The organism is Clostridium sp. 19966, from assembly GCF_032335695.1.
In the GTDB taxonomy this organism is placed as follows: domain Bacteria; phylum Bacillota; class Clostridia; order Clostridiales; family Clostridiaceae; genus JACTOJ01.
Genome location: NZ_JACTOJ010000004.1, coordinates 1 through 17,099 on the forward strand (window position 1 = coordinate 1; position 17,099 = coordinate 17,099).

Sequence of the window (17,099 nt, forward strand, 5' to 3'; positions counted from 1 at the left end):
CAAATTGTTTTGCCATAATGAGATCCTCCTTCATCTGATACATTTATTGTACCACCTTTTAATCTATAGGATTTTCTCATTTTGACTTGTACTATTTATATTCTAGCTCCACATTAAATAATCCACTGCCTAATTTATATAGAGTAAAATTAGAAAATCCAGAAATCTCTGAACAAGTAATAAGTTCTATTGAGAATATTGATGGTATAGAATCCATCGGTAATGATAAGGAGTTTACTGATAAAATACTTTCTATATCTAAGAGCATAAAATGGATTGGAATTTCTCTATTTATATTTATGACGGTAGTTTCAGTATTTTTAATTAGTAATACTATAAAACTCGCCATATATTCAAGACGTAAAGAAATTGAAATAATGAAATTTGTTGGAGCAACTGATTGGTTTATACGATGGCCATTTATAATTGAAGGTGCAATTATAGGTTTGATTGGAGCAGTTAGTGCTAATATCTTGCTGTACTATATTTATAAAATAGTTTTTTCAAAAATAAATGAAAATTTACTTTTGGTAAACATAATTTCTCCTTCTTATATTACTCAAGCTTTTCAATGGCAATTTATTTTAGCTGGTATTATTATAGGGGGACTTGGAAGTTCATGGTCCTTATTTAAGTTTTTAAAGGTATAGGAAAATTTAGATATAATCAATGTTAGTATTGTATTAATATTATAAGCTTCTATAATTAACCAAATAATTTTTATACAACAACAAAGAGACTTAAAATAATAAGTCTCTTTATTTTTCACATAATCTATTAGCTTTGCAATTAATTCACTTTTTCTTGAACTCCAAGACTTAATTTATTCTGTCTGCCCCATTTTCTTCATAATATATAATTTCTTGAATTATATATATAGATTTAATGACAATACTTATATAATTTCAATATTTTTGTTTAATCTAACTATAAATGAAGTACCTTTATTTTCTCTACTTTCCACATCTATCTTTCCAGAGTGCAGTGTTAATATCTTCTTTACGAGCGTAAGACCAATTCCCTTCCCTTCAATCTTATGTCTGCTCTTATCTCCACGATACATTCTTTCAAAAATATATGGAAGATCTTCTTTTTTAATCCCCATGCCATTATCTTTAATTTTAACTATAACATAATCTTCATTACTACTAATATTAATCCATACTATTCCATTGGTGTTGTTAAATTTTATTCCATTAGATATTATATTTATAAATACTTGCTTTAATTTATCATAATCACCTCGTACTACACAATCCCTATTCTCTTCTTTATTCATAATTAATTCTATATTTTTTTCGTCAGCAGCAATATAAAAGTCATTAACTATAGTAGAAAGAAGTTCTTCCATATTAACTAGTCCTAATTTAAGAATTATTTCATCTGATTCCATTTGTTTTAGTGCATTTAAATTGTTTAAAAGCTTACCAAATCTTATTACTTCATCATTTAAGTTATTAAGCTTATCAGCAGTTACAGGTATAATGCCATCTATCATAGCTTCTAAATTATTCTGAAGCACATTAAGTGGAGTTCTTATTTCATGCGATATATCTGAAACAAGTCTTTTTCTAAGTAAATCCTGACTATTTAGTTTCTCACCTAAATCATTTATGCTCTCAGTCAAATTTCTAATTTCTTCAATATTACTTTTTATATTTGATCTAGCATCATAATTTCCCTTTGATAGATTTACTGAAGTTTTTGAAACTTCTTTGATAGGCTGTGAAAACTGCTTCGATAAAATTAAGCTTATAATTATTACTACTATTAAAGTCAATACACCACCAAAGATGATACCCTTGTTAATTTCTGTCTTAAAACTTACATCTTCTTTTGAAAGTAAAACTGGTGAATATTGTCCTACTAAAATATATCCTACAGTTTTTTCATTAACATTTATCTCAAAAGTGCTAGTAGAATAAACACCCTTTTCCTCTTTACCATTTATCATTATATGGTTTTTATATTTTATGTCATTCGGATTCATTTCCCATACAACCTTTTTGTTTTCATCTAAGAGAGTGAGACAATAATTACTCATATATGCTTCATGCATCATTTCCTCGCCTGACGTTGCATTCCAATTTCCTTCACTCTTGTAAACTTGTTGAAAGTATCCTACTAATCTTGAATTTCTTTTGCTTTGTATATCTTCCATATATTTATTAAAAGTATTCGTTATAATTATGTTTATAATTAGAGCAGATAAAAGAACTGTAACAAGAGAACAAAATATAATAATTAAACTTAAACGACCTCTGATACTCTGCTTCATTTTTCATCACCAGACTTATAACCAATTTTGGTAACAGTCACAATATATCTTGGAAATTTACCATCCTCTTCAATCTTTTTACGTAAATTTTTAATATGAATATCTATAATTTTGTCTGAACTATCACAATCAATTCCAATAGTCCTTTCTATTATAGATTCTCTTGTAAATACTCTTCCTTTATTAGATGCCCAAACATATAATATATCAAATTCATTTGGAGTTAGACTCACTTCTTCCCCATTTAATTTAACTAACCTCTTATCTCCATAAATTATTAATTTATCATTATCTATAGAAATAATATTTTCTTTAGTCTCGACTACTCTTCTAAACAAAGTATTTACACGTGCAGTAAGTTCTCTTGGACTTAATGGTTTTGTTAAATATTCATCAGTTTCGATATTTAATCCCTCTATCTTATAATTTAAAGTACTTTTAGCAGTCAACATAAGAATATATACATCGAATATTTTTCTAAATATCTTACAAACTTCTTCACCTTCAATATCTGGAAACATTAAATCTAATATTACAAAATCAATTTTTTCTTTTCTAAAAACTTCAATTCCGTCTAATCTACTTTCCATGGAATAAACTATATATATATCTTTTTCTAAGTATGCTCTTAATACTTCTGATACGCTTTTTTCATCTTCAATTATTAAAATATTATTCATAACTTCACCCCACATAATTTTCTAACAATAATAATATTATTCCATATTTAATAATTTAGCATAAACTTATGAATATTATATGTAGATATTAAAGTTTCTTATTTATCATAATGGCCTATATTAGAATACTTCACCACAGAAATTTCTGCTTATTTTTAATACATTCTCTATAGTCAATACATCATATTATAAACTCAAATTAGCTGTATCAAAATAAATTTGATGCTAGACTAAAATATGAATAAAAACCACATATTTAAAGGAATCTAACCTTCCTTTATTTACATGTGGTTTTTAATATTATACAGACTATATGTATTTCATATAAATCTCTTTATATATTTTTAACTCTCATAATTCTCATTGCATTTATAATTGCAAGTGTAGAAACTCCTACATCTGCAAAGACAGCTTCCCACATAGTTGCTATTCCTCCAGCTCCTAAAATAAGAACTATTATTTTAACTACTATTGCCAGTATTATATTCTGCCACACTATTTTTCTTGTTCTTTTCGCTATCTTTACAGCACTAACTATTTTTGATGGTTCATCTGTCATTATCACAACATCAGCCGCCTCTATTGCAGCATCAGAGCCAAGTCCACCCATAGCCATACCTATATCTGCTCTTGCAAGAACCGGTGCATCATTTATACCATCTCCTACAAATGCAAGTTTTCCTTTAGGCGATTTTAATTTATCAAGCTTTTCTAGTTCCTCAACCTTCTGATCTGGAAGAAGTTCTGCGTGAACTTCATCTAAATCTAAGAATGTCGCAATTTTCTCACCGACACTTTTAGCATCTCCTGTAAGCATTACAGTCTTTTTTACTCCAATCTCCTTAAGGTTCCTTATTGCTTCCTTTGAGTCTTCTTTAACTTCATCAGAAATTATTATGTAACCAGCATATTCTTTATCTATTGCTATATGCACTATAGTTCCAGCAGCTTCTGAGGTTTCAAATTTTATATTCTCTTTATTCATTAATTTAGTATTTCCAGCTAATACTTCTTTATTTTTCACTTTAACTTTAATACCATGACCTGATATTTCATCATAACCTTCAATTTCTTCCTTATTTACTTCTTTTCCATAAGCCTTAAGTATTGAAACTGCAATTGGGTGATTTGAAAAGCTTTCTGCATAGGCTGCGTACTCAAGTAATTCGTCTTTGCTATACTTTCCATTGTTTCTTATCTCTGTTACATTAAATACTCCTTTTGTAAGTGTACCTGTTTTATCAAAAACAATTATTTCTAAGTTATTTAATGCTTCCAGGTAATTTCCTCCTTTTATTAACACTCCATTTTTAGATGCTCCACCTATACCTCCAAAAAAGCCAAGTGGTATTGATATAACCAATGCGCATGGACATGATATAACCAAAAATACCAGCGCTCTATATATCCAATCTGAAAATGTAGCTCCACTTATAAAAAAAGGTGGTACAATTGCTAAAAGCACAGCAACCATCACAACTACAGGGGTATAATATTTTGCAAACTTTGTTATAAAATTTTCAGTAGGAGCCTTTTTACTACTAGCATTTTCTACTAAACTTAATATTTTTGATACTGTAGATTCTCCAAACTCCTTAGTAACTTCAACTGTTAGTAATCCATTTTTATTAATGAATCCTCCGAGTATTGCATCTCCACTCTGTACTGATCTTGGTACTGACTCTCCAGTTAATGCCGAGGTATCTACCATTGATTTTCCTTCAAGTACGGTTCCATCCAATGGAACTTTTTCTCCAGGTTTTATAACAATATTTTCTCCAATTTTAACTTCTTCAGGAGAAACCTTTTTGATTTCGTCTCCTGCTTTTAAGTTTGCAAAATCAGGTCTTATATCCATAAGTGCTGTAATAGATTTTCTTGAACGGTTGACAGCAACATCTTGAAAAAATTCCCCTACTTGATAAAACAACATTACTGCAACACCTTCTGGATATTCTCCAATAAAAAATGCGCCAACAGTTGCAATAGTCATCAGAAAATTTTCATCAAATACTTCTCCTCTAGCTATATTTTTAACAGCTCTTAAAACAACTTCTCCTCCAACTAATATATAACTTATTAAATACAAAACAAATTCAATGATATTGGTAAACTTAAATATAATAGCAACTGCGAAAAATACAGCTCCTATTATAAGCCTAATCATTTCTTTTCTATTTTCTCCCTCACCATGGCTATGTGAATGTCCTTGTTTCTCCTCGCTTTTATTGTTACTCTCTATTCTGCTTACTCTATCTTGTGTTTTAGAGGGATAACTAACATATTTTAATTCATCAAGCTTTAATTTTTTTCTTCTTCCTTTTTCCAATAATACCACCACCTTATCATTAATAATATCTCCAGAACCCTTAAATATATGTGAAATAGATATTATATACATAAATATTTCAGATTTATATATGATTATTTATAAAAATTTGATTTATATTAGTAGTAATCTATTATTTTTTATTATTTAATCATAAATTTGAATCTCATATGAATCATTTAGACATTTTTCACCTTAATGTCACTTTCTAGTTTGTATGTATATAGAAGAAATACCATTTATATAATCTTATATTGTTTACGTTTTTCAAAGCATTCTTTATTTTATTAATCTCATTTTCATGTCAAGTAATTTTATATAAGAACTAAAACATATATATTCAAACCTTCCCTATAAGTTTATTTAAAAGAATTGGACTCATAGAATTTTGATTAAATCTTATTCTTTTATAAGATATTATCTATTTCACGACTTTATTATTTTAAGTAGATATGACAAACATTTGTCACAAATCTACAGTAAAATATTTAAAGAATTATTTCAAACATAGTGAGGCAAAAAAATTATGCAGAAGAAAAAAATAATATTTATATTCATATTTCTAATTTTGTCATTATTTATATTAATTAATCCACTTTTTTATTATAAATTTCTCCATAGAAATTTAGCTATACTAAATAATAACGTATATTCTAGTTCCCTTCCTAATAATAATTTTAAAAGCAACTATACTCCAAAAATTAAATTTGAAAATACGCCTATAAATACGGTCAATGGAATAACTTTAAATATTTTAAATGAATATGGTATTACCAATGTTCCAGTGTTGCTCAAATCGCAAAGATATTATATACCATTAGATTTTATTTCTAGCAAACTTAACTATACCTTTGATACTTTTGATATAAATAAAATATTATTATACGATAATATTAATAATAATATTTATTTAACTGAAAATTCTTACACCAAAAATTCTAAAATAGGTACTCTTCGTGGTAATTTAATATCTAAAGATAATACTATCTATATTTCGATCTCAGATATAGAAGAAATATTTAACCTAATTGCTATTTTTGATTTTAAAAATAATAGCATTACTTTATTGAATAATAATATAAAAGTATCTGAAAATTCTCCTGTATCATATACTGAAAAAATTGCTTTAATTAGGCTTGAAGATTTTGCTTCTGGTGATAATTATTCTATAGACAAAAACCAAACAAAGGTAAAATTAATAGCCAATTTTCTTTATTCTCAGAGTACAAAGTTTCATGTTAGCTGGATTCCTCGCTTTAAATATCCAGTTAATAACATAGATAATAATCTATTAACAAATAATACTTTAATAAATATAGGATTTGTTAATACCTTAGATTATCTTATTAATAAAGGTGGCGAAATAGGGCTTCACGGATACACTCATCAAAATGGCAATGAAAAAAGTGGAGTAGGTGACGAAATGACTAAAGATGTAAATAATACCGTTCCTGAAGTACGTTCTATAATAGAAAATGCTCTTGATACTGCCACCGCTTTAAATATTCCAATTTCATATTATGAAAGTCCTCATTATGGAAAAACTAATCTTCAGAAAAAGGTAATCCAAGATTATTTTCAATATATATACGAACCATTTGACAGTACAAAAAACTATATATATAACCTAAATAATAATAACTTATTTGTTCCAACACCTTTAGGTTATGTAATAAATTCAGATCCAACGCCAATAATTGATGGGCTTAATAGAAACAATCCTAATATACTTAATAGTTTTTATTATCATCCTTTTATTGAATTGAATTATATAGATTTTAATATCAATAACAATCAACTTAATATAACTTATGATGAAAATTCTCCATTACAAAAAATTATTAAGACCCTTAACTCAAATAACTATACAACAGTCTATATTAGTGAACTTAAGAACAAATAATTCTATATACATTTTAATTGATTTACCGCCATAAATTGTAAATATATATAAAAATTAAAATTATATTCTAAATTTAACATGTAAATATATTATCCTATATTATCAAAGCTAACTAAAAGAAAAATAAATTTAAAATAAATTAATACATATTTTGTTGCCTACAATTTAAAGCGAATAATAAATATTCTTACAGTTCGAGTAATTATAGAAAAGCTAAAGCAATTAAGCTAAAAAATTGCTTTAGTTTTTATAAATTTCCGTTATATTTTCCAAAAAGAAAACTTTATTGAAAATTATTATATACCTTTAATATTATTTTATCAAAAAAATTTCATTGTTGTTCCGCCTGGTGCATCCATGCTGGACACACTATAAAAACCAGCAAAGTTTAATCTAAACTTCGCTGGTTTTTCAACATCAAATTCAATCTTATAATATTTTAGAATAAATCTAACTACAAGTTTCTTAGTAGTCAGCAGAGATTAACAATATACTAATTTACTTTAGATTATAATTAACTATTCACCTTTAATCCACATTCTGAACAAAACGATGCTCCAGGTTGTAATTTTGCACCACAGCCTTTACATTGTGGAACTGAATTTATAGATGCACCACAGTTATTACAAAATTTATCTTTTGATGAAATCCTTGCTGAGCACTTAGGACAATATTTCTCATCCATTAACTCATAGCCTTGCTGTTCTTTAGGATAATTATAATTTCTATCATCATAGTATCCTCTATCATGGTGTCCTCCATGATGCCCTCCGTGGTGTCCCCCTCCATGGTGTCCTCCGTTAAGAATTCTAAATAAATGATCTAATCCCATTTTACACACCTCTTTCAAACATATTTTCGTTATATATTTCAAATTATTGTTAATTATATTTTCTCAGTTTTCATAGCTCTCATAGAATTTAATACTGCAAGTAAAGTTACTCCAACATCACCAAATACTGCTTCCCACATTGTTCCTAGTCCTAGTGCTACTAAAACTAATAAAATGGCTTTAATACCTAGTGCAAAAACTATATTTTGCATTACTATAGTTCTTGTTTTCTTTGCAATTTTTATAGCTGAAGCAATCTTTGAAGGTTCATCTGTCATTATTACTACATCAGCAGCTTCAATAGCTGCATCAGAACCAACGCCACCCATTGCTATACCTATATCAGCCCTAGCTAAAACAGGTGCATCATTTATTCCATCACCAACAAATATTAACTTTCCTTTTGCTGATTTCTCTCTATCAAGTGCCTCTAACTTTTCAACTTTTTGATTTGGAAGTAATTCAGCATGAACTTCGTCTAAACCTAACTGTTTAGCAACTTTAGTACCAACTGTTTTATTATCTCCTGTTAACATTACTGTTTTTTTAACTCCAATAGCTTTTAGATCCATAATTGCTTGTGCTGAATCTGCCTTAACTTCATCAGATATTATTATATATCCTGCATATTGTCTATCTATAGCCACATGAACTACTGTGCCTATAGTTTCTACTTTTTTATAGGATATATCATCTATCTCCATTAGTTTATAATTACCAGCTAACACTTCTCTACTGTCAACTATAGCTTTTACACCAAATCCTGATATTTCTTCATAACCTTGAACTGATTCTTTAATTATTTTTTTGTTATATGCATTAATGATAGAAGTTGCTATCGGATGATTAGAATAACTTTCAGCATATGCCGCATAAGATATAAGATCATTTTCTGAAAAACCATTTTCTACTTTTGTCTCTGTAACTTTAAACACACCTTTTGTAAGAGTTCCAGTTTTGTCAAATACCACAATTTCAGCGTTATTTAAAGCTTCTAGATAGTTTCCACCTTTTACAAGTATTCCATTTTTTGAAGCTCCACCTATTCCTCCAAAGAAACCAAGTGGAATTGATACAACTAAAGCACAAGGACAAGATACTACTAAAAATGCTAACGCTCTATAAATCCATTGTGAAAATGTTGCACCCTCTATAACAAGTGGTGGAATTACTGCGAGTGCCAATGCTGCAAAAACAACAGCTGGAGTATAGTATCTAGCAAACTTTGTTATGAAATTTTCTGTAGGAGCTTTTTTGCTACTTGCATTTTGAACTAAATCTAGTATTTTAGAAACAGTCGAATCTCCAAATTCTTTTTCTACTTCTATTGTTAAAAGCCCGTTCTTGTTAATAACTCCACTTAAAATGTTATCCCCAACTCCAACTTCTCTAGGAACTGATTCGCCAGTTAAAGCTGCAGTATCAACCATTGAACTTCCTTCAATAATTTTACCATCTAGCGGAACTTTCTCACCTGGCTTTACTACTATAACATCACCTATTCTAACATCTTCTGGTTCTACCCTTTTGATGTCATTATTTATCTTTAAGTTAGCAAAATCAGGCCTTATGTCCATAAGAGCTGTGATAGATTTTCTTGAACGATTAACAGCTAAATCTTGGAACAATTCTCCTACCTGATAAAAAAGCATAACGGCTACGCCTTCTGGGTATTGTCCTATAGCAAATGCACCAATGGTTGCTATACTCATTAAGAAGTTTTCATCAAATACTTGACCTCTCATTATATTCTTTATAGCTCTTAATACGACTTCTCCTCCAACCAATAAATAACTTATTAAATACATTAATAATTCTACTGTTTCAGGAAGTTTCATAGCTGTTGCAATTCCAAATATTGCTGCTCCTGTGACAAATCTAATAATTTCTCTCTTATTGCTTTCTTCTTCAACTTCTTCTTTCTTAGATCGTGCTGTTTTATCTTTATCCTCAAGTACAATTACATTAACATCTGGTTCTATCTTTTTAACTATTCCTTTAATATTATCAATAATAGAATTTTCTTTTGCAGAATCGTCTATTTCCATAATTAACTTGGTTGATACAAAATCTACAACCGCTGATTTCACACCATCTACGTTATTTGAAGCTCTTTCAATTTTTGCTGCACAATTAGCACAACATAATCCTTCAAGCAGAATCTCTTTTTTTAACACCTTGCCTATTCCTTTTTCTATAACCTTAACATGTGATTCAATATTTACTACAGTATTTTTTACTTTTTCTATTAATTCCTCCACTTTGTTATTTTCTTTTAGCTCTAACACTAATGTCTTAGTCAAGAAATTTACATTTGCAGAATTGATCCCTTCTAACCCATTCAATTTTTGTTCAATTTTATTTGCACAATTTGCACAATCAAGTCCTTCTAAAATAAATTCTCTTTTCAATTCTTTAATATTGTTTTTATTTAAATTAACATTATCTTTAACTATTTTTATATTACTTGCCACAATCTTTCCCTCCATTTCAAGTTTAGTTTTTTTCCGATATATGAATTAATCCCTGATCAAAAATACTCTTAACATGCTCATCATCTAATGAGTAATAAACTACTTTACCTTCTTTTTTATATTTTACAAGCCTTGCTTGTTTTAAAACTCTTAATTGATGTGAAATAGCAGATTGAGTCATTCCAAGTAATGCTGCTATATCGCAAACGCACATTTCAGCTTCAAATAGTGCACATAATACTTTTATTCTTGTTGAATCTCCGAGTACCTTAAATAAATCTGCTAAATCATATAGAGTTTCTTCTTCTGGTATACATTCTTTAACTTTATTTACTATATCTTCATGAATTATTGTACAATTACAAGTTTCAATCTTATTATTTTCCATAACTACCACCTTCCTCGCATGAACACATGAATACTTGTTCATATATTCATTATATATATCATTACTCTATTTTGTCAATAAAATTAATAATTCGTCACTATATTTTTAGTAAAATAATAATAATAATAATATAAACTGTTAATATAATACACTTTTATTTAAACTTATTTAGAATTGCGAAAAAAGCCAGCACAGAATGTTTTAAAAATAATTCTGTGCTGGCTATCTTTTTAATCTATAATCAAAATTATGATTTGTATTTAAAGTCTTCTCTAATTTATATAATCAAAAAAATTATACTTTCCGATAACTTACTTTCTTTTTATAATAATTATTAAACATGTGATATAATAAAACTCTTAATTTAACATTTTGCAGAAATTCTAGAATGATACTGCACATTACTTCATAAATTTATCAATTGCATTATTTAAGTCTTCAAGTATCTTTCTATCATTTGTCTCAACTGCATCAACAACACAATTTTCAATATGATCTTGCAAAATTACTTTACCTATGTTATTTATTGCTGATTTTACTGCTGAAATCTGTATTAAAACTTCACTACAATCTCTGCCTTCCTCAACCATTCGTTTTACAGATTCTAAATGTCCTATAGCTCTTGAAAGCCTGTTCACTACAGCTTTAGTATTTTATGTGTATGATTTTCATGTTCTTCACTCATATATCCATTCTACTTTTACATTATATATTGATTATATAACGATTTTCTGCCATTTTCCATTAAAAAAACGTACTAGTAAAAGCAGTCCTCTAACTGTAATATCAAGAGCATATCCAATCCATACACCAAATAGACCAAATCCAAATATAACTCCAAGTAAATACCCAACACCTACTCTTCCACCCCGAATTCCTATTAAAGTTGCATACATAGGAAACTTTGTATCGCCAGCGCCTTGCAGAGCACTAGTAAATATTTGAGTCATGGCTGCAAAAGGTTGAAATAAAGCAATTAATCTTAATACTCTAACAACCAACTCCTGCACTTCTTTTGTTTGTGTAAAAAGGCTCGCAAGCTCAGGCGCAAAAATAAAAAAGACAATTCCAATGCAAACCATAAAAATAGTAGTAATATACTCACATAAAAAACTAATGTTTTAGATTTCCTAATGTCATTTTCTCCAAGGCTTATTCCAACAAAAGTCACTGTATCAACGCCAAATTCCATGGCAGGTATATATGAATATCCTTCGATATTTCCAGCTACATTATGTGCTACATATGCTGATATACCAATAGAGGTAACTCTTACTGTAATACCTAAATCATATCCATAAAAGATAATTGTCTTTTAAAGTATTCTATACCCGACATAGATATGCCTAGTAATCTAACTGGAATTTCTTTTTTCCAATTTTCTTTAAATAATAAACATGCTTCTTCATATATAGTATCTCCTGAACTAATAGGCCCCTCAAATGTCTTCTGTCTTGTAATTGTATTAAAGTCATTTGTTCTTATTACTATAGATATTGTAGTAGCTGTTGCTTGATACTTAAGTAATCTCTGCTCAATACTAATTGCTATCGACTTTAAAAGTTCTTCGCATTCTTCTATTGTTGTCATGTCTGAAGAAACTGTTTTCGAATTTCCTATACTCTTAGGTAGCGTCTGTACATGATTTACTGGAGATGCATCTAGACCATTAGCACAATTATATAAGGCTTCGCCTTGTTTCTTAAGTATAGTTTTTAATAACAGTATGTCAGTGTTCGCCAGATCACCAATCGTGTTAATATCTACATTTCTCAGTTTTTTACATGTTTTAGGTCCAGCTCCCATTAAATATTTTACAGGTAATGGCCATACAATTGTTTCAATAGATTCTTTAGCTATTAAAAAAACTTCTAATGGTCCTGCTAAGTCGCTACCTAGCTTAGCCATACTCTTATTAAAGCTTAATCCTACGCTTACAGATATGTCTAATGTTTTTTTTATTTCATTTATTATTTTAAGAGCTAAAAATTTACCATTATCATAATCAAATACAAGCCCACTTATATCCATACAAGCTTCATCTATACTTCGCTTCTCTACTTTATGTGTGTAACTAAATAAAATATCCATTACCTTATTGGAATATTCTTTATATAAATCCATATTAGGTGGAATTAATTTTAGATTAGGACATAACTGTAAAGCATCTCTATTTGACATTCCAGCTTTAACTCCATAATCTCTTGATGCATAATTTGCAGTCATAATTACACCTTTTCTAGAAGACTCACTTCCTGCCACAGCTAGAAACGTATGAACTTTCAACTTAGGGTTATTAGCTATCTCTACTGATACAAAAAAACTATTTATATCTACATATAGAATTATTGGCATAAGTATCACCTCACTAGTTAAAATTTTTTTACTATGGTTATATCCAAAATAAAATCTAACATTGTATTCTTTGTAAATCATTATTAAAAACATAGTTATTTTAATTATGATATATAATAATATTTCATTTATAATAGTTTAACGTACAACTTATTTATTTTTACTAGAAAACTTATCCATAAACGCAAAAGCCCTAGCTTCCATGTCATCTTCCTCTATTACATCAATAGCTTCATTCACAAAGTCAGTGTATTCATATTTTTCTTCCATTTCCACATCGTTATTTATATCATCATCTACTGCTATAGAAAGTTCCTTTAATTCTAAGACCTCTGGTTCAATATCATTATACACATCCTTGATTTTAATCAAACCAGCTCTACTTAATAATAGCTCTAGATTCTCTAGGTCTAGCTCACCCACCATTCCTTTAGAACGTAAATATTCATATATATCCAATTGCTCAATAAATCTATCTAATCTATTTAGATTAGCTATTTTCATATTAATTTTTCTGTTATCTGTAGATAGTTCTATGTTACGCTTTTTAAGTGCTACTATCTCTTCGTCTTTTTCAGCTATATCTTTCCTATATTGTATCTCCAATTCCTCAACTTTTTTATCAACCTTCGCTAAATCTCTATATGTTTTTTCATAATTAGAATTGAACGATTGCAATATCTTTCTCTGAGAATTCTCATCACCTTTTGTTAATTTAAAAAATGCATCAATATTAAATCTAACCATTGTACGAGTATCTTTTTTGCCTGTGAGTTTAATAGTAGATGTTTGAGTTTCATAATCTTTAATAGCTTGTTTTATTTCTTGATTTCTATTAAAATGATATCCTTGTATATTTTCATATTTGGAATTTTGCTCAACTAGATATCTTTGAGCAAACTCTGCCATATGTTTCCCAGATAACTTTGTTATATACTTTTTGGTAGATATGTACATTTTTATAACATAGTTTAATTCTTCTGTTGTAAAAGTTCTTTTTCTACCAACTTTACCTTCTTTTTTTTCATTCTCTTGTTTTTTATTTCTCATACCTGCCCCTCATTTGCTTCAATTAATTCCATACTAGATAACTTGCTCATCGTTTCTGCTTTCGAATTTGATAGCCTTCTTATCTTTTCTAATACCACGGCTCTTTTTTCAGATACATTAGATATCATTTTTTCAGATTCCAAGAGCTCTCTTAGCGTATCTAATTCAGCTCTTATTTGATGATTTACATTTTTGATTTCTTCTATTATCATTTCATCATTATCAGGTTCAAAGTATGGACACGCCTTATGAACCCCTTCCATCTTAAGACACTGTTCATATGATTTTAGAGTATGTGTACAGTACCCTCCATCAACTTTTTTATATCTAATATTACTCTTCTTATCTCTATTTATAACTCCATCCCACACAATCAATCTTTTTTCTTGTTCATCAGTATTGTTTTTTACAGTATCTATAAACAATTCAGTATCTTTATACTTTTCACTTTTAAGCCTTTTAGCATATGCTATTGCATAGCTTCTAACATATTCCTCATAATGGTCATAGTACCCAGCAGTTGTTGACATCCTCTTATGCCCTGCTAATGCTTTAGTTGTTTCAGCTTCACACCCACTGAAAATCAAATTTATAATAGCTAAATGTCTTGTGTCATATAATTGCATCTTTATAAGTCTCTTATTAGAACTACCTCCTAATAAATCAACTTCCTCATATCTGCTAATAACATCTCTGTTGTATTTTTTTTCAACAATATCTACGAAAAATAATTCTAAAAGGACATATAAATTTCTATATGTGAATTGTGATGTATCAGCATTTATAAAGTTTTTAAATACTCTATGCTTATAATAAAAATGGTAAGAAAATAGACATTCACGCTCTTCATCACAAACTTCATTTTTTACACAATCAAGATAATAATCAACTAAATTATAAATTTCCTCGGTTATCTCAATGGTTTCATCTTTATATACATCTTTTAATTCTTTCTTTTGCAACGGAGCTGTTCCTCTTCCCTTAAGGATTGAGCGCCTAATATCTAAATAACATTTTCCCTTAATCCCATTGATACAATCTTTTTTAGTCACCACAAACTCTGTCGTTCTCAAAGGGATTATATTTGTTATTTTCCACCATAAAACTATTGGGTAAAATCTTTTCAGTTCTTTCTCAGATGCAGTATGGACAAAATCATTTATAATATCATTGAAATCAAATATATCTTCAAAAGGCGGCAATGTTCTTACATCACTTACCGCTTTACTCCGAGTTAAATCGTAGATAAGTTCCCTATATTCATATGCTATCTCATATTCATTAAAAAACGAGAAAAACTCTAATCCCAAAACATGAGTCGTACTATGAAAAGTTTTAAATTTATCAAAATATTTTTCCATGTCATCAAACTTATCTATAGAAAAAAAGTTTGTAAGATTAAGATTCCTATATAACACTTTCGTCACTATATAATAAGTCTTAAAAACATATGTTTTCATTGATTCCACAATAAATATTCTAATAGCCATATTAAATGCCTTATATGTAAAAGGTAACTTATTTTTCTTTTTCATTTTTTCAAACCATACTTCATTAAATGGAAATTTAAGAACTTTCATTGTACCTCGTTCACGTATATTCCATTGAGTATCATAAAAATCATCTGTGTTATTAATAATTCCCCTAGATTGTAAAAATTTAAATTCATCAATATATTTAGATTCATCATTGATATCAAAAGTAATATTTTCTTTAATTACAATTCCTAAATCATCTATATATTTTTTCACTAACATTTTTGTTCTCCTTGATTTATTATCTTATTTTTTTCAATCCTTAATATATCTGTTATATTGCCAATTTGAATAATATCCACAACTTCATCTTCTCCGAAGGCTTCTATCGCCTCAAAAATTATAGGAAAATATATTTTTTCAATTCTTTTCATATGAATTATTTTATCTATTGGTGATATACATCTTTTCAGATTTTCCTTAGTTTCATTAAAACTGCTACTAACCTCATGTAAAAAAAGCTTTTTACCTAGTAGATACTCACAACCAAAACATGTTTTACATTCACTATTTATACATTCATAATTTCCATAAACAGGCGTTATATTTAAGTCATCATTTTCAACTTTCCGAACAGCCCTTATTAAGCATTTTACCCCTTCATGCTTACCATAGCAATCCTTTCCATATAATAGTTCTTGCAAAACTTTATACCCCTTACTTTTTTTAAATTCTGTGTATTTTACCTTTAAACAAGTATCTAAGAGATTACCAACATGTGAACTTCTTTCCGCTAAAACTTTATTCATAGATTCCACTTCTGAAGGCAATATCTTCAATTTTTTAACTCTCTCTGCTCTTTCATCTAAAGATAAATCTTCATACTCTTCATATACAAGTTCTAAAAGTTTGTGTTTAATTCCTCCAAAAATACCTGCTGTAAATATCCTTATTGTGGTTTTATCTACCGTTCTTTTTATATATATTTGAGTAGTTTCAGATATAAGTCTCTCATCCAATTTGTGCCCCCTTAGAATTGAATCTAAAAGATATCCTACCCCTAGTCCCCATTCCTCACTTTTATTCTGTATGTATGTCATAAAAGCTTTATTGGCTTTTCTATTCCCAAACGTTTTTTGTTCAAAAAGATAGTCAGTTCTTTCTTCAAAAATTTCTTCAAAATAAGTTCTCCGCCATATTGCTGCCTGATATATCAACGTACTACCCGAACCTATATTTTTCACTCCATTTTTTCGTATTTTATTTTCCCTTATTTGTCTATTGTAGTACGTCACACAGAATTTCCCCGATACTACCAACTTACTGCAAATTATT

At 28.6% G+C, this 17,099-nt stretch carries 13 protein-coding genes and 1 pseudogene; 2 read left to right on the plus strand and 12 right to left on the minus strand.

Annotation, left to right across the window (positions count from 1 at the left end):
* Window positions 1-86 precede the first annotated feature (86 nt).
* On the plus strand, window positions 87-650 hold the full coding sequence (locus IAI10_RS05070; protein WP_315672206.1) for a permease-like cell division protein FtsX: 564 nt from the start codon (window positions 87-89) through the stop codon (window positions 648-650).
* Window positions 651-895: 245 nt separating this feature from the next.
* Here the strand turns inward: IAI10_RS05070 and IAI10_RS05075 are convergent, their stop codons facing one another.
* The 3 genes from IAI10_RS05075 to IAI10_RS05085 form a co-directional block, all read right to left on the minus strand.
* Window positions 896-2,278, minus strand: a complete 1,383-nt coding sequence (locus tag IAI10_RS05075; protein WP_315672207.1) for a HAMP domain-containing sensor histidine kinase — start codon at window positions 2,276-2,278, stop codon at window positions 896-898.
* Window positions 2,275-2,958, minus strand: coding sequence for a response regulator transcription factor (locus IAI10_RS05080; protein WP_315672208.1), 684 nt, complete (start codon window positions 2,956-2,958; stop codon window positions 2,275-2,277). Before IAI10_RS05080 ends, IAI10_RS05075 begins: the two co-directional genes overlap by 4 nt.
* 334 nt (window positions 2,959-3,292) lie before the next feature.
* The gene (locus tag IAI10_RS05085) at window positions 3,293-5,287 is read right to left on the minus strand and encodes a heavy metal translocating P-type ATPase (protein ID WP_315672209.1); all 1,995 of its coding nucleotides are present in this window, start codon (window positions 5,285-5,287) and stop codon (window positions 3,293-3,295) included.
* 526 nt (window positions 5,288-5,813) lie between these two features.
* On the opposite strand from IAI10_RS05085, the gene IAI10_RS05090 reads away from it, so the two are divergent.
* On the plus strand, window positions 5,814-7,190 hold the full coding sequence (locus IAI10_RS05090) for a DUF2334 domain-containing protein (protein ID WP_315672210.1): 1,377 nt from the start codon (window positions 5,814-5,816) through the stop codon (window positions 7,188-7,190).
* Between the two features lie 514 nt (window positions 7,191-7,704).
* On the opposite strand, the gene IAI10_RS05095 is transcribed toward IAI10_RS05090, so the two are convergent.
* The 9 genes and pseudogenes from IAI10_RS05095 to IAI10_RS05135 all read right to left on the minus strand — a co-directional run bounded on the left by IAI10_RS05095 (window position 7,705) and on the right by IAI10_RS05135 (window position 17,059).
* A complete protein-coding gene (locus tag IAI10_RS05095; protein WP_315672211.1) occupies window positions 7,705-8,022 on the minus strand; it encodes a zinc ribbon domain-containing protein in 318 nt (105 codons plus the stop codon).
* A gap of 53 nt (window positions 8,023-8,075) precedes the next feature.
* Window positions 8,076-10,496, minus strand: coding sequence for a heavy metal translocating P-type ATPase (locus IAI10_RS05100; protein WP_315672212.1), 2,421 nt, complete (start codon window positions 10,494-10,496; stop codon window positions 8,076-8,078).
* A gap of 22 nt (window positions 10,497-10,518) precedes the next feature.
* Window positions 10,519-10,884 carry a metalloregulator ArsR/SmtB family transcription factor gene (locus IAI10_RS05105; RefSeq protein ID WP_315672213.1) on the minus strand — a complete coding sequence of 122 codons (366 nt, stop codon included), beginning with the start codon at window positions 10,882-10,884 and terminating at the stop codon, window positions 10,519-10,521.
* A gap of 401 nt (window positions 10,885-11,285) precedes the next feature.
* Window positions 11,286-11,569: pseudogene (locus IAI10_RS05110) on the minus strand (metal-sensing transcriptional repressor).
* Window positions 11,570-11,600: 31 nt separating this feature from the next.
* Window positions 11,601-12,002, minus strand: a complete 402-nt coding sequence (locus IAI10_RS05115) for an MATE family efflux transporter (protein WP_396334347.1) — start codon at window positions 12,000-12,002, stop codon at window positions 11,601-11,603.
* Window positions 12,003-12,168: 166 nt separating this feature from the next.
* Complete coding sequence (dinB, locus tag IAI10_RS05120) at window positions 12,169-13,239, minus strand: DNA polymerase IV (protein ID WP_315672215.1); 1,071 nt, start codon at window positions 13,237-13,239, stop codon at window positions 12,169-12,171.
* A gap of 150 nt (window positions 13,240-13,389) precedes the next feature.
* Window positions 13,390-14,289: a hypothetical protein gene (locus IAI10_RS05125; RefSeq protein WP_315672216.1), complete on the minus strand. Its 900-nt coding sequence runs from the start codon at window positions 14,287-14,289 to the stop codon at window positions 13,390-13,392.
* Window positions 14,286-16,046: a hypothetical protein gene (locus tag IAI10_RS05130; protein ID WP_315672217.1), complete on the minus strand. Its 1,761-nt coding sequence runs from the start codon at window positions 16,044-16,046 to the stop codon at window positions 14,286-14,288. The genes IAI10_RS05125 and IAI10_RS05130 overlap by 4 nt, the downstream gene beginning before the upstream one ends.
* Window positions 16,040-17,059 carry a hypothetical protein gene (locus tag IAI10_RS05135; protein WP_315672218.1) on the minus strand — a complete coding sequence of 340 codons (1,020 nt, stop codon included), beginning with the start codon at window positions 17,057-17,059 and terminating at the stop codon, window positions 16,040-16,042. The genes IAI10_RS05130 and IAI10_RS05135 overlap by 7 nt, the downstream gene beginning before the upstream one ends.
* Window positions 17,060-17,099 lie beyond the last annotated feature (40 nt).

Excerpts from the sequence above, each read along its gene's own strand:
- IAI10_RS05130 (WP_315672217.1), bottom strand. The coding sequence starts at position 16,046 with ATGTTAGTGAAAAAATATATAGATGATTTAGGAATTGTAATTAAAGAA.
- dinB (WP_315672215.1), bottom strand. The coding sequence starts at position 13,239 with ATGCCAATAATTCTATATGTAGATATAAATAGTTTTTTTGTATCAGTA.
- IAI10_RS05095 (WP_315672211.1), bottom strand. The coding sequence starts at position 8,022 with ATGGGATTAGATCATTTATTTAGAATTCTTAACGGAGGACACCATGGA.
- IAI10_RS05080 (WP_315672208.1), bottom strand. The coding sequence starts at position 2,958 with ATGAATAATATTTTAATAATTGAAGATGAAAAAAGCGTATCAGAAGTA.
- IAI10_RS05125 (WP_315672216.1), bottom strand. The coding sequence starts at position 14,289 with ATGAGAAATAAAAAACAAGAGAATGAAAAAAAAGAAGGTAAAGTTGGT.
- IAI10_RS05090 (WP_315672210.1), top strand. The coding sequence starts at position 5,814 with ATGCAGAAGAAAAAAATAATATTTATATTCATATTTCTAATTTTGTCA.
- IAI10_RS05105 (WP_315672213.1), bottom strand. The coding sequence starts at position 10,884 with ATGGAAAATAATAAGATTGAAACTTGTAATTGTACAATAATTCATGAA.
- IAI10_RS05075 (WP_315672207.1), bottom strand. The coding sequence starts at position 2,278 with ATGAAGCAGAGTATCAGAGGTCGTTTAAGTTTAATTATTATATTTTGT.